This is a genomic window from Nocardioides sp. (assembly GCF_030149505.1).
Taxonomy (GTDB): domain Bacteria; phylum Actinomycetota; class Actinomycetes; order Propionibacteriales; family Nocardioidaceae; genus Nocardioides.
In genome coordinates this window covers 132380-146334 of record NZ_JASBRN010000012.1, presented here as the reverse complement: position 1 = coordinate 146334, position 13955 = coordinate 132380, and the positions used below count along the sequence as shown (strand labels likewise).

Here is a 13955-nt window from a genome sequence, read left to right as displayed (position 1 = left end):
CGCAAGGCAATCACGGAAGGAACGACCCGATGGGTTCGGTTCGAGTAGCAATCGTCGGAGTCGGCAACTGCGCCAGCTCCCTCGTCCAGGGTGTCGAGTACTACAAGGACGCCGACCCCCAGGGCACCGTCCCGGGTCTGATGCACGTCTCGTTCGGTGAGTACCACGTCAAGGACGTGGAGTTCGTCGCCGCCTTCGACGTCGACGACAAGAAGGTCGGCAAGGACCTCTCCGAGGCCATCAACGCCTCCGAGAACAACACCATCAAGATCGCCGACGTCCCGACGCTCGGCGTCGAGGTCCAGCGCGGCCCGACGCTCGACGGCCTGGGCAAGTACTACCTCCAGACCATCGAGGAGTCCGGCGCCGACCCGGTCGACGTCGTCCAGGCGCTCAAGGACGCCGAGGTCGACGTGATGGTGTCCTACCTCCCGGTGGGCTCCGAGGAGGCCGACAAGTTCTACGCCCAGTGCGCGATCGACGCCGGCGTCGGCTTCGTCAACGCCCTGCCCGTCTTCATCGCCTCCGACCCCGAGTGGGCCAAGAAGTTCGAGGACGCCGGCGTCCCGATCGTCGGTGACGACATCAAGTCCCAGGTCGGCGCGACCATCACCCACCGCGTGATGGCCAGGCTGTTCGAGGACCGCGGCGTGACGCTGGACCGCACCTACCAGCTCAACGTCGGCGGCAACATGGACTTCAAGAACATGCTCGAGCGCGAGCGCCTGGAGTCCAAGAAGGTCTCCAAGACCCAGGCCGTGACGTCCAACCTCTCCGGCGAGCTGGCCGGCAAGGTCTACGACAAGAACGTCCACATCGGTCCCTCGGACTACGTCGCGTGGCTCGACGACCGCAAGTGGGCCTACGTCCGCCTCGAGGGTCGCGCCTTCGGCGACGTCCCGCTGAACCTGGAGTACAAGCTCGAGGTCTGGGACTCCCCCAACAGCGCCGGCATCATCATCGACGCCCTGCGCGCCTGCAAGATCGCCAAGGACCGCGGCATCGGCGGGCCGATCATCTCGGCGTCGTCGTACCTCATGAAGTCGCCCCCGGTGCAGCTGCCCGACGACGAGGGCCGCCGCCGCGTGGAGGCCTTCATCAAGGGCGAGGAGTGACCTGAGGCACGAAGGTCGCTCCTACCGCCCGCAGGTCGAGCAAGCCCGCGACTGAGGAACGAAGTCGCGCAAGGCGTGTCGAGACCCCGTGAGCGGCGAAGCAGGCTGAGGTCCGCCATCAGCCACCCACCGCCCCGCCAGGACCCCGTCCCGGCGGGGCGGTGTGCGTCTGGGTGCGTAACGCCTCACGGCACCCGTCGTTTGGCCGAACAGGACCGCGGGATCCGCGGATCCTGCTCCCAGGTCGCCCGACCCACGGCGGCCGCAGCCACCCGAAGGCCGACATGCCCACCTCCCTCCGCGCCCGCGTCGTACGCCGTGGGCTCACCGCCGGCCTCGCGCTGGCCGTGCTCTCCGGGGCCGCCGCCCCGCTCGCCCTCTCCCCGGCCGCCGCCGAGCAGGCCCGGGACGAGGGCTCGTTGCTCTCCACCCTCGACGACCGGCTGCTGACGGTCGCCTTCGACGAGCTCGACGAGGTCGTGCCCGGCGAGGACCTGCAGGTCACCGGCACGGTCTCGACCGTGACCCGGTCCCGGCTCGGCCTGCCCGACACCGGTGTCCCGGCCTCCTTCACCCTCCAGCTCCTCGACGCGCGGGGCCTGGTGCTCGCGGACCAGGACGTCGTGGCGGAGCCCGACGGCTCGTTCGACACCACGGTCCCGGCCGGGCTGCTCGCGCGCGTGGACGCCACCGACGGGGCCGTCTCGCTGGCCGTGCGCGCCGTCGACGCGTCGTACGCCGGGTTCGCGGCGGAGGACGCCGGTGCCCGCGCGGTCACCGTCGCCTCACGCGCGACCGGCCTGCGCCTGGAGAACTCCTTCGTGTCCTCGGTCGGCTGGGTCAAGCCGGGCGAGCGCTACCCCTCGACCATCACCGTCACCAACCCCACCGGCAAGACCCTCCCCGGCTCGACCGTCACCGTCGCGGCGCCGCAGGGCACCTCGTTCCTGTCCAGCCGAGGCCCCGGCACCCACAGCACCACCGCCCGCGCGATCCGCTGGTCGGTGCCGAGCCTGCGCAAGGGCGGCACTGCTCGCCTGGTCGTGGAGTCGCGCGCCGCGTCGACCAGGAAGCTGCCCACCGTCGTGTGGCGCGACCTGTCCACGCGCGCCACCCTCTCCTCCGGCGGTCGCACCACCACCTCCACCAGCCACGGCCCCAAGGTCATCCCGCCGGCCGAGCGCTTCGACACCGCCCGCTACGGCGACCGGCCCTTCCCCGTCGTCCCGGTGCAGTACGTCGACCGCGCCTACACCCCCGAGCACACCGGCGAGCAGCTGGAGCGGATCATCAACTCCCCCCGCTTCGACGGCTCGACGTTCAACCTGTTCCAGGAGATGTCGCTGGGCCAGCTCTTCCCCGAGGGCACCGTGCCCTCGGCCGGGATCGCGACCGCGGACTTCGACTACGGGCCCGGCTTCCCGCTCTACCGGACCGACCCGGCCACCCTGAACACCTGCACCGGCGTCACGTTCGGTGACCTCGGCGAGGCCGCCTTGGGCAGCCCGCTCTACCCCGAGCGGATCACCAACGGCGTCTACAACCTGCCCGGCACCACGCAGTACTACGGCGCCGACGCCAACGGCTCGGCGGTCATCGGGGCCCTCGGCGGGGTCGCGGCCCTGCAGCAGATCGACAGCGGCTGCGGCCCGACCGGCAAGCTCGTCGCGGACGCGGTCGTGCTGGCCGACCCGGAGATCGACTACTCCGACTTCGACACCGACAAGGACGGCGTCGTCGACTTCTTCATGGCCGTCTTCGCCGGCTGCGGCGGCAACGGCGCCAGCCAGCTCGGTGCCTGCTCGGAGGCGCCGTCCGACGCCGCGCCCTACGACAACATCTGGCCGCACTCCTCGTCGCTGGAGTCCTACTTCACCGACCCCGAGACCGGTCTGACGGGCATCACCACCGACGACCAGCTCAAGGACCTCGAGGGCCGGCCGCTCTGGTACACCACGAAGGCGCGCAAGAAGATGACCACGCGCAACACCGGCAAGGACCTCAAGGTCTTCGTGCGGGTCGGCCCCTACAACGTCAACCCCGAGACGGCCATCGACGCGGCCTCGGTGATCTCCCACGAGTACGGCCACTCCCTGGGCCTGCCGGACTTCTACTCGCTCGGCGGTCGCGAGACCTACGGCGACTGGAACCTCATGGCCACCGACAAGAGCCAGAACATGGACGCCTTCAGCCGTCAGGAGCTCGGGTGGGTCGTGCCCGAGGTGCTCCAGCCGGGCAGCAAGCGGACCGTCCGCGGCTTCAAGGACTCCAAGCAGGACACCGGTCGCATCACCTGGCGCACCCCGGCGGGCAAGCCCTACACCCTGGTGCACGGCCGCGACGGCATCGTGCGCAACTCCGAGATGTACGTCGCCAAGCTGCCCGGTCGCACGCTGATCGGCGAGTCGGTCTTCGACTCCGGTGACGGCGCGAGCAAGCGCTCCGCGTGGTTCTCCGGGTCCGGCAACGACTTCGGCTGCGCCACGGACGGCGGTGGCAAGAACCTCGACATCTCGTTGCCGGGAGCCTCCAAGCTCCCTGCGGGCACGACGATCAACGCCCGGTTCAAGTCCTTCTGGGACATCGAGTGGGACTACGACTACGGCTTCGTGCTGACCTCCACCGACGGCAAGGACTTCGTCTCGCACCCCTCGGAGAACGGCTACACGACGTCCAACCTCGACCCCACGCAGGGCAACCCCAACCAGAACGGCTGCCAGGCGGCGTACGACAACGGCATCACGGGTACCTCCGGCTCCTACCAGGCCGGCACCGAGATCGTGGACCGCAAGGCGGGCAACACCCCCAGCCCGGTCTTCCTCGCCGACAGCTACGACGTCTCCGACCTGGTCGGTGCCAAGACGCCGGTCCTGCGGTTCAGCTACTCCACCGACCCGGGCCTGGCCCGGCCGGGCTGGTTCATCGACGACCTCGAGGTCACCGCGACCCTGCCCGACGGCACGAAGCGGAAGCTGTTCGCCAGCAGCTTCGAGAAGACCGGTGGTCCCGACGACCCGCAGGTCTTCCCCGGTGGCTGCAAGAGCGACGGTCCCGGCTCGTGCACGCTGGCGTGGAACTACGTGAAGGCCGGCCAGGAGGCCGACTTCGACCACGCCTACTACTTGGAGATGCGCGACCGGTCGGGCTTCGACCTGGACGGCAAGGGCCAGATCGACCGTGACCCGATCACCTTCGAGCCGGGTCTGTCGCTGACCTACACCGACGAGGCGCACGGCTACGGCAACGCGGGCACCGACAACCCGCCGGCCCAGCACGTGCTCGACTCGGTGCCCGAGCCGGGCAACGACACCCCGGACCTCGCCGACGCGGCGTTCAAGGCCGGCAGGGGGCGCAGCACCTTCTCCGACTTCGGCAGCGGGTGGGTCGACAACTACAGCGACCCGAGCCGCCAGGCCAAGGACGCGGAGGCGACGACCGACTGGCTCTTCGCCTACCGCTGCCTGTCGTTCAAGGTGCTGTCGATGAAGGGCGACTCCGAGGGCCCCTCGCGGTCGGACGGTGACCTCACCGGCACCGTCGCGTTCCGGCTGGGCACGGGCTGCGGGCGCTACGACTACGGCTACTGACCTCCGCCGCTGACAGCGAACCGCCCCGTCCTCGCAGAAGGACGGGGCGGTTCGTCGGACGGCGGGGGTCGGGAGCCTCAGCGCTCCGCGGCCGCCTTGATCCGCTCCAGCGTGGACTGCATGCCCGAGCGCATCTCGGCGGTGAAGCCGTCCATGCCGCCCAGGACGACCTTGGTCAGGCCCTTGGACAGCGCCGAGATGCCCTCGGGGGTCTCGCGCCGGTGGGTGACCTTCGTGCGGGCGCCGCCGTCGAGGGGCTCGAGCTGGTAAGACCACACCGTCTTGTTCTCCGCGACCCGGAACGCCAGGTCGGAGTGGGGGGTGCAGCGCACCACCTTGGCGGTCGTGGGCCAGCGCTTCCAGCCCTGCTGGTTGAGGTTGACCATCCGCGCGCCCACCTTGACCTCGCCGCCGATGACCTTGGTGGACACGACCTGGTCGCTCCACTCCCGCATCCGCGGCAGGTCGGCGATCAGGGCCCACACCTGGGCCGGGGCGGCATCGATCTCGAGGGAGGCGCTGAGCTCGTCGGGAGTCGTCATGCGCGGGACCGTACCGCCGGTACGCCGTCCGCGGCAGGGTGGCCCGACGCGTGGTCAGGGTCTCGCGGCGAGCGAGGCTCAGCCCCGGGCGGCCCACCAGGAGCGCAGCTCCTCCGTGGCGCGCTCCTCGCCCAGCGGCCCGTGGTCCATCCGCAGCTCGAGCAGGTGGCGGTACGCCTCGCCGACCTCGCGACCGGGGCCGAGCCCGAGGACCTCCATGATCTGGTTGCCGTCGAGGTCGGGCCGCATGGCGGCCAGCTCCTCCTGCTCGGCGAGGACGGCGATCCGGGCCTCGAGGTCGTCGTAGGTACGCCGCAGGCGGTCGGCCTTGCGCTTGTTGCGCGTGGTGCAGTCGGCCCGGGTGAGGACGTGCAGCCGTTCGAGCTGGTCCCCCGCGTCGCGGACGTAGCGTCGTACCGCCGAGTCGGTCCACTCCCCGCTGCCGTAGCCGTGGAAGCGCAGGTGCAGCTCGACCAAGGAGGACACGGCGTCGATCTCGTCGTTGGAGAAGCGCAGCGCCTTCATCCGCTTGCGGGTCAGCTTGGCGCCCACCACGTCGTGGTGGTGGAAGGTCACGGTGCCGTCGTCGAGGAAGCGCCGGGTGCGCGGCTTGCCGACGTCGTGCATGAGCGCGGCGAAGCGGGACACGAAGTCGGGTCCGCCACCGAGCCGGTCCTCCAGGTCGATCGCCTGCTCGAGCACGGTGAGGGTGTGCTCGTAGACGTCCTTGTGCCGGTGGTGCTCGTCGCGCTCCAGGGCCAGCGCCGGCAGCTCGGGCAGCACCCGCTGCGCGAGGCCGGTCTCGACGAGCAGCGCCAGCCCGCGGCGCGGCCACGGTGCACACACCAGCTTGACCAGCTCGTCGCGCACCCGCTCGGCGGAGATGATGTCGATCCGCTCGGCCATGGCGGTCATCGCCGCAACCACGCCGGGATCCACCTCGAAGCCGAGCTGCGCGGCGAACCGGGCCGCGCGCATCATCCGCAGCGGGTCGTCGGAGAAGGAGTCCTCGGGGGTGCCGGGCGTGCGGATCACCCGGTGGGCCAGGTCGACGACACCGCCGTACGGGTCCTCGATCTCGCGGGAGGGCAGCCGCACGGCCATGGCGTTGACGGTGAAGTCGCGCCGGCCCAGGTCGCCGACCAGGTCGTCGCCGTAGGACACCTCGGGCTTGCGCGACGTCGGGTCGTAGGCCTCGGCGCGGTAGGTGGTGATCTCGACCTGCCAGTCCCCGAGGCGGCAGCCGATGGTGCCGAAGTCGCGCCCGACGTCCCACAGCGCGTCGGCCCAGCCGTGGAGCAGCCGCTCGGTCTGCTCGGGGCGCGCGGAGGTGGTGAAGTCCAGGTCGTGGTGGTGGCGCCCGAGCATCGCGTCGCGGACCGGGCCGCCGACCAGGGCCAGCTCGTGGCCGGCGTCGGCGAAGCGGCGCCCGAGCTCGTCGATCACGGGGCCCAGCCGGTCGAGCTCCTCGGCCACCGAGCGCTGCACCTCGACGATGCTGAGGGGAGCCGGATCTGCGGGGGACACGGGCGAGCAGTCTAGGGCGTCGGTCCGGGGTCCCGACGAATGCCGGCGACCGCCCCGGAAGGTCCGGGCCACCGTACGGGCCACGGGTCGGGTCACGGCTGGAGGCGGACGGGGCGGGCCTCGGGCAGCAGGCGTGACCAGGGACACGGCCCCGGCCCGGTGCGCAGGGGCGGGTGGTAGCAGCAACTATCCTCGGCGGGTGGTCCCCCGGTCGTCGACGCCTGCCCTGCGCGGGCTCGCGACCCTCGTGGGAGCCGGCGTCCTGGCGCTCTCGACGCTGCCCGGAGCCGTCGGCGCGACCTCGTCGAGCAGCGGTCGCGCGTCCGACCGTGGGCTGCTCGCAGCGGCCGCTGGCCCGGCGCCAGCGGCGCCCGCGAACGTCCTGGCCACCGCCCGGCGAAAGGTCGACCGCGAGCCGCTGGAGCCCCTCCACGTGACCATCGAGGAGCTGACCCCCGGCGAGATCCCGGGCGTCGGCACGATCGAGGTCAGTGGGACGGTCACCAACGTCGACGACGAGACCTGGACGACGCTCAACCTCTACCCCGTCATCGGCGACGCTCCCATGACCACGGCCGCCGAGCTCCGCGCGGCCCGACGCAGCGACCCGCTCGGCTTCGTCGGCGAGCGCGTCACCGACCCGGGTCCGTACGCCGTCGTCGACCGCCTCGAGCCCGGCGCCACCGCGTCGTACTCCTTCACCGTGGCCCGCTCGCGCCTCGGCGTGACCGAGCGCGGGGTGTACTGGTTCGCCGTGCACGTGCTCGGCCAGGACACCGCGGGTCGCGACTCGACCGCCGACGGCCGCGCCCGCACGTTCCTGCCGCTGGTCGACCAGCCGCCCGCGCAGGGCCGGCGCCCCGACGGCGCGACCGTGGTCGAGCCGGTGCCCGTCGCGGTCGTCGTGCCGATCCGCCGCCGGGTGCTGCACCGCGCCGACGGCAGCCTCGCCGAGACCCAGGAGTGGATCGAGGATCTCGGACCGGGCGGCACCCTCGGGCGGCTCGTGGACTCCGCAGCGGCCGCCGGCGGGTCGCCGCTGACCTGGCTGGTCGATCCCGCCCTCACCACGGCCGCGGCCCAGCTGGCCGCCGGCAACCCGCCCCGCTCGATCGCGCCCACCGTCGACCCGACGACCGGCGAGGAGGAGCCGCCCGAGCCGACCGGGACCGCGAGCGCCAGCGAGGGCACCGATCCGTCCGGGGGCACCACCGGGAGCCGTGACGGCTCCGGGAGCCCGGACGGCTCGGACGGCTCGGACGATGCGGCGTCGCCCAGCCCCTCGACGAGCCTGGTGCCCGAGCCGGTGGACCCCGAGGACCTCGACCCCGAGGCCCGGGCCGCCGCCCGGGTCGCCACCGACTGGCTGGACGACCTCACGGCAGCGCAGAGCGGCACCCAGCAGGTGCTGGCCCTGCCCTTCGGCGACCTCGACGTCTCCGGCGCCGCCGAGCGCGCCCCCGAGCTGTACGCCCGAGCCCGCCAGCTGGGTGGCGCCACCCTGCCCGGGCTCCCCGAGGCGGAGGTCGCCACCGAGCCGGGCATCTCCTCACCGCTGGGCTACCTCGACCCCGACGCGGTCGCGATGGCCTCCTCCGACGAGACGCTGCTCCTCACCGACCTCGAGGTCGGCATCGGTCCCGACGGGACCGCCCCGGCGCTGGCCTCCGTCGACGGGCGCACGGTCGTGGTCGCCTCCTCCGGCGCCGCCCAGGGCGGACCGGGTCCGGGTCGGCGCCTGAGCACCGTCTCGGTGCGCCAGCGCATCCTGAGCGAGGCGGCCGTGCGGTTGTTGCAGGACGAGCCCGAGCCGCTGGTCGTGGTGCTGCCCCCCGGCTGGTCGCCCGACGACCCCGAGGCGCTGCTGCCGCCCCTGGACACCACCTGGGTCGACCTCGACACCGTCTCCGACGCGGTCGCGGGCGTGCAGCCGACCGAGGTCGACCCCGCGACCCTGAACTACCCCGGCTCCCAGGAGGTCGCCGAGCTCAGCCCCGCGATGGTCCGGGCCGTCGAGGACCAGATCGCCGCCGGCGAGGTGCTGGAGGAGGTGCTCACCCTCAACGACCAGGTCGGCGACGTGCTGGCCGGCGAAGCGTTCGCCGCGGCGTCGTACACCACCCGCCCCGTGCGCAGGACCGCCCGCGCGTCGGCCGAGGCAACGACCGCGCGGGTCCGCGGGCTGCTGGAGCAGGTCGGCGTGACCACCCCGCCCGGGGTGACCCTCTCGAGCCTCAGCGGCCGGCTTCCCATCACCATCGTCAACGACCTCGACCAGCCGGTGACGGTGAGCCTCGACGCGCAGTCCGACCTGCCGATGTCGCTCACCGTGCCCGACGAGATCGAGGTCGGCGCCGGTGGCCGGGCGTCGGTGCTGCTCGAGGCGAGCACCACCCGACAGGCCGTCCACAACGTCTCGCTGCTGGTCACCTCGCCTTCGGGCGAGCCGCTCGGCGCGCGCGCCGAGCTGCCGATCCGCTCGGCGCAGGTCAGCAACGTGATCTGGCTGATCATGGGCAGCGGCGCGGTGCTGCTCTTCGGGATGATCGGCCTGCGCCTGGTCCGGCGGGTGCGCGAGGCCCGCCGCACGGCGGGCCCGTGAGGCCACGACGATGAGCGGTCAGGCGCATCCGGCGGAGGACCCGGGCGAGGAGCAGCGCTCGATCCTCTCCAGCTCCGCGGTGATGGCCGCGGGCACGACCTTCTCCCGGCTCTCGGGCTTCATCCGCTCGATCCTGCTGGCCGCGGCCCTGGGCAACCTGGTGCACGCCGACGTGTTCACGATCGCCAACACGATCCCGAACATGCTCTACATCCTGCTGGCCGGCGGCGTCTTCAACGCCGTGCTCGTGCCGCAGCTGGTGCGGGCGATGTCGCACGACCCCGACGGCGGCGAGGCCTACACCAACCGGGTCGTCACCCTCGCCGCACTCTTCCTGGCGGCCGTGACCCTGGTGCTCGTCGCCGCCGCACCGTGGGTCGTCGACCTCTACACCTCCGACACCTGGCCGCCGGACGCGCTGGACTCCACCTTGGCCTTCGCCCGGCTGTGCCTGCCGCAGGTCCTCTTCTACGGGATGTTCGTGCTGGTCGGGCAGATCCTCAACAGCCGCCAGCGCTTCGGGCCGATGATGTGGGCGCCGATCGCCAACAACGTCATCTCGGTGGCGACCCTCGTGGTCTACCTCGTGGTGTTCGGGGCGGCCACGGAGGCCGAGCAGCGCGGCGGCTTCACCACCGGCCAGGAGCTGCTGCTCGGCATCGGCTCCACGCTCGGCATCGCCGTGCAGCTGCTCGTGCTGCTCCCCTACCTGCGCGCTGCCGGCTTCCGCTACCGCCCCCGCTTCGACTTCCGCGACACCGGGCTCGGTCACACGCTGCGGCTCGGCACCTGGACGGTGCTCTTCGTCGTGGTCAACCAGCTGGCCTACACGGTGGTCGTGCGGCTGGCCTCGACCGGCACCGGGGCCGGGGAGGCCGACGGCACCGGCTACACCGTCTACTCCTCGGCGTTCCTCATCGTGATGGTGCCGCACTCGGTCATCACCGTCTCGCTGGCGACCGCGATCCTGCCCCGGCTCTCCCGCGCCGCGGCCGACGGCGACCTGGCCCGGCTCGGCGCGACGCTGTCCTCGACCATGCGCACCGCGCTGGTGGTGATGGTTCCGTTCGCCGCCCTGCTGCCGCTGCTCGCCCCGGAGCTCGCCCGGCTGCTGCTGGGCTACGGCGCCGCGGCCGCCACGGTCGACAACTACGTCCCGACGCTGGCGCTCTTCGGTCCCGCGATCCTCTTCTTCACGGTCCACTACCTCGTGCTGCGCGGGTTCTACGCCCTGGAGCAGACCCGCACGGTCTTCCTCAACCAGTGCGCGGTCGCGGCCACCAACGTCGCGGTCGCGGTCGCGGTGGTGACGACCACCGGCCCGGCGTGGACCTCGCCGGGCCTCGTGGTGGCGTACGGCGCGGCGTACCTCGTGGGCGCGGTGCTGTCCTACCGCGTGCTGTCGCGCCGGCTCGGCGGCCTCGACGGCGCCCGGCTGCTGCGGTTCGCGGTGCGGATCGTCCTGGTGGTGGCCCTCTCGACGGCGCTGGCCTGGGCGGTCCACCTGGGCCTGGACGCCGTGGCCGGCGAGGAGCCCCCGCTGCCCGGGCGGGCGTGGTCGGCCCTGGTGGTCGCGGTCGTGGGCGGGGTGGACGTGCTCGCCTTCCTCGCGCTGGCCCGGGCGTTCCGGGTGCGTGAGGTCACCGCCGTCCTGTCGCTGGTCACCCGACGCTCGTGAGCGCCCCGTCCGCCCCGTCCGCTCCGGTGACCGGGGACCGGCCGACCCGTCCCGCCACGCGGCGGACGCGACCGCCCTACGATGGCCCCCGAGCCACCTGACCGACCTGACCCACCCGAACCAGCCGCCCCAGGGAGCCGCGTGCCCGCCTCGATCCGGCCCGGAGACGTCCTCGCGGACCGGTACCGCCTGGTCGACCTGCTGAGCGAGAGCGGGGACGGCCGGTTCTGGCGAGCCCACGACCGGGTGCTGGAGCGGCACGTGGCGCTGCACGTCATCAGTGCCGACGACCCGCGGGCCGAGGGGCTGCTGGCCGCAGCCCGCCGCTCGGCGACGGTGCTCGACGCGCACATCCTGCGGGTGCTCGACGCCGAGCGCAGCGCCGGTCTCTGCTACGTCGTCAACGAGTGGGGCTCGGGCACGTCGCTCGACATCATGCTCGCCACCGGCGGGCCGCTCGCGCCTCGACGGGCCGCCTGGCTGGTGGGCGAGGTCGCCGCAGCGTGCTGCGTCGCCCACGCCGCGGGCGTCCCCCACGGTCGGCTCAACCCCGAGAACCTCCTCGTCGACACCTCCGGGGCCGTCCGGGTCATCGGCTGGTCGGTGGACGCTGCCCTGCACGGGTGCTCCGAGGGCAGCGCCGAGGGCGACGTGGTCGATCTCGCCGGCCTGCTGTACGCGGCGCTCACCGGTCGCTGGGCCGGTCGCTCGGGCTCGGCGGTGCCGCCGGCCCCCACGGACCACGACCGGGTGCTGCGGCCCCGGCAGGTGCGCGCCGGCATCCCCCGCGAGCTGGACACCCTGTGCGACGAGGTGCTCCACCCGCGTCCCGGTCGCAGCGTCCCGGCCTCCCAGGTGCGCCAAGCGCTGGAGGAGTTCGTCGGCGACCCGGTCGGCATCCAGGAGTCGATGGTCTCCCGGCTGGTCAGCCGCGGCCACGAGACCGTCGTGCTGCCTCAGGTTCCGGAGTTCGCCGTGCGCGACCCCCACGCGGACAGCGCCGGACCCGCGTCCCCGGCCGGCGCGACCACGGCGCCCGACGAGGGGCCCGAGGAGGTGCCCGACGAGGGGAACGACGGGGCGCCCGACGGGAGGACCGACGACGGCTCGACCGGCGACGCGACCGGCGAGGTCACCCAGGCCGAGCTGCCGGGGTTCCTCGCCGCGCCCGGCGCCCGCCCGGCGAGCCCGCCCCCACCGTTCGAGGAGCCCCCGGCCCGTCCGCTCTTCGCCCCGGACCCGCCCGAGGGCGCCCCGGTACGCCGCAGCCGGGTCCCCGCCCCGAGCACCGGCTCGGCGTCGTACTGGCCGTGGGACACCGACGCCGGGCATCACACAGGGCACCCGGGCCACCCGGGCCACACCGGCTACCCGACCGGCTCGCACGGCCTGGTGGACACCGGCTGGCCCACCGGCACCGGCCCCGTGGTCGACGACGAGGTGCCCGGGCGCAACACCTTCCGGCTCGCCGCCGTGCTGCTCGCCGCGATGGTCGTCCTGGTGGCGGTCGTCGTGGCCTTCAACCTCGGCCGCGGTCGCACCCCTCTCGGCACCGTCCCGGAGGACCAGGGCTCGGCCTCCCCCTCCGACCGCACCTCCGCCGCTCCGGCCCGACCTCTCGACGTCGCCGGTGTGAACGACCTCGACCCCCAGGGCGAGGACGGCGAGGAGAACCCCGACAGCCTGCCGCTGGTCGTCGACGGGGACCCCGCCACGATCTGGCGCACCGCGACCTACCTCCAGGACTTCGGTCCGGCGGGGCTCAAGACAGGTGTCGGCCTGGTGCTCGACCTCGGGAACAGCCAGGAGGTCCGCGCCGTGGACCTCCAGCTGGTCGGCGCGCCGACCGAGGTCTCGCTCTTCCTCACCGAGCAGGCCCCCGGGGGCGACCCCGTCGCCGGTGGGCTCGAGCCCGTCGCGGAGGTGTCCGGCGGTCCGGAGGAGACCGTCGAGCTCGACGAGCCCACCCCGGGCCGCTACCTCACCGTCTGGTTCACCGACCTGCCCGAGGTCCCCGACGGCTGGCGGGCCGAGGTCGCCGAGATCGTGGTGCGCGGATGAGCGCCCCGGTCCAGCCGGAGGGCCCCTCGCTGCCCGGGGCCGTGGGTCGGACCTCCGACCCCGGCCCGGCGGACGGCACCGGCGGTCCCGGCCCCACCGACTGGTCCACCCGCGAGGACCGGGAGCTGCTGGCCGCCCACGTCGCCGGGGAGCCGGGCGCCTTCGGGGAGCTCTTCGGGCGGCACCGTGACCGGCTCTGGGCGGTGGCACTGCGCACCACCGGCAACCCCGAGGACGCCGCCGACGGCCTCCAGGACGCCATGGTCTCGGCGTACCGTCGGGCCGGGTCTTTCCGCGGTGACTCGGCCGTCACCACGTGGCTCCACCGCGTCGTGGTCAACGCCTGCCTCGACCGGCTCCGCGCGGCCAAGGTCCGTCGCACCCACCCGCTCCCCGACGACGTCGACGACCACGCGGTCGCCGGCCGAGCCCCGGGCCAGCTGCCGGAGCAGCCCGACGTCGCCTCGGTCCGGGCCGAGGAGCGACGAGCCGTGCTCGCAGCGCTCGCAGCGCTCCCGGCCGAGCAGCGCGCCGCCGTGGTGCTGGTCGACATGGAGGGGTACCCCGTCGCCGAGGCAGCGCGGATCCTCGACTGCCCGGTCGGCACCGTGAAGTCCCGCTGCTCCCGCGCGCGCGCCCGGCTCGCGGTCGTGCTGGCCCCGCTGCTCCTCGACGCCGAGCCGGGTGAGGTGGACCACCCCGCGACCGGGAACCCAGTCGCAGGCCCGCACGTCGGACCCACGGACGCCCGAGCACCACCCGTGCCCTGACCGGACCAGCACCCGACCGGACCGCCCCCGACCGACGTACGCCGTCGGGGTCCGCTGCGGGGCAGCACCACCC

8 protein-coding genes are annotated in these 13955 nt (G+C 73.3%); 6 read left to right on the top strand and 2 right to left on the bottom strand.

The genetic code is table 11. From position 1 onward, the window contains the following. The first annotated feature begins 29 nt into the window (after window positions 1-29). Together Q1V71_RS02340 and Q1V71_RS02335 are read left to right on the top strand one after the other, a co-directional pair. The gene (locus Q1V71_RS02340) at window positions 30-1115 is read left to right on the top strand and encodes an inositol-3-phosphate synthase (protein ID WP_300640209.1); all 1086 of its coding nucleotides are present in this window, start codon (window positions 30-32) and stop codon (window positions 1113-1115) included. A 284-nt stretch (window positions 1116-1399) separates the two neighbouring features. Continuing rightward, window positions 1400-4702: an immune inhibitor A domain-containing protein gene (locus Q1V71_RS02335; RefSeq protein WP_300640206.1), complete on the top strand. Its 3303-nt coding sequence runs from the start codon at window positions 1400-1402 to the stop codon at window positions 4700-4702. A 77-nt stretch (window positions 4703-4779) separates the two neighbouring features. On the opposite strand, the gene Q1V71_RS02330 is transcribed toward Q1V71_RS02335, so the two are convergent. Together Q1V71_RS02330 and Q1V71_RS02325 are read right to left on the bottom strand one after the other, a co-directional pair. After that, on the bottom strand, window positions 4780-5244 hold the full coding sequence (locus Q1V71_RS02330; RefSeq protein WP_300640203.1) for an SRPBCC family protein: 465 nt from the start codon (window positions 5242-5244) through the stop codon (window positions 4780-4782). Window positions 5245-5322: 78 nt separating this feature from the next. Then, window positions 5323-6741, bottom strand: a complete 1419-nt coding sequence (locus Q1V71_RS02325; protein ID WP_300640262.1) for a CCA tRNA nucleotidyltransferase — start codon at window positions 6739-6741, stop codon at window positions 5323-5325. Window positions 6742-6970: 229 nt separating this feature from the next. Here Q1V71_RS02325 and Q1V71_RS02320 point away from each other — a divergent pair, with 229 nt between their 5' ends. From Q1V71_RS02320 to sigM, 4 genes are all read left to right on the top strand, one after another. After that, window positions 6971-9373, top strand: a complete 2403-nt coding sequence (locus Q1V71_RS02320) for a DUF6049 family protein (RefSeq protein ID WP_300640200.1) — start codon at window positions 6971-6973, stop codon at window positions 9371-9373. A gap of 10 nt (window positions 9374-9383) precedes the next feature. Next, window positions 9384-11051 (top strand): murein biosynthesis integral membrane protein MurJ, encoded by a 1668-nt coding sequence (gene murJ / locus Q1V71_RS02315; protein ID WP_300640197.1) that lies wholly within the window; start codon window positions 9384-9386, stop codon window positions 11049-11051. Window positions 11052-11192: 141 nt separating this feature from the next. Continuing rightward, window positions 11193-13112 (top strand): protein kinase family protein, encoded by a 1920-nt coding sequence (locus Q1V71_RS02310; protein ID WP_300640194.1) that lies wholly within the window; start codon window positions 11193-11195, stop codon window positions 13110-13112. After that, on the top strand, window positions 13109-13882 hold the full coding sequence (gene sigM / locus Q1V71_RS02305) for an RNA polymerase sigma factor SigM (RefSeq protein WP_300640191.1): 774 nt from the start codon (window positions 13109-13111) through the stop codon (window positions 13880-13882). The genes Q1V71_RS02310 and sigM overlap by 4 nt, the downstream gene beginning before the upstream one ends. Window positions 13883-13955 lie beyond the last annotated feature (73 nt).

Bases quoted from the DNA above. Each gene is read 5' to 3' on its own strand.
- murJ (WP_300640197.1), top strand. From the start codon at position 9,384: ATGAGCGGTCAGGCGCATCCGGCGGAGGACCCGGGCGAGGAGCAGCGC.
- Q1V71_RS02340 (WP_300640209.1), top strand. From the start codon at position 30: ATGGGTTCGGTTCGAGTAGCAATCGTCGGAGTCGGCAACTGCGCCAGC.
- sigM (WP_300640191.1), top strand. From the start codon at position 13,109: ATGAGCGCCCCGGTCCAGCCGGAGGGCCCCTCGCTGCCCGGGGCCGTG.
- Q1V71_RS02335 (WP_300640206.1), top strand. From the start codon at position 1,400: ATGCCCACCTCCCTCCGCGCCCGCGTCGTACGCCGTGGGCTCACCGCC.
- Q1V71_RS02330 (WP_300640203.1), bottom strand. From the start codon at position 5,244: ATGACGACTCCCGACGAGCTCAGCGCCTCCCTCGAGATCGATGCCGCC.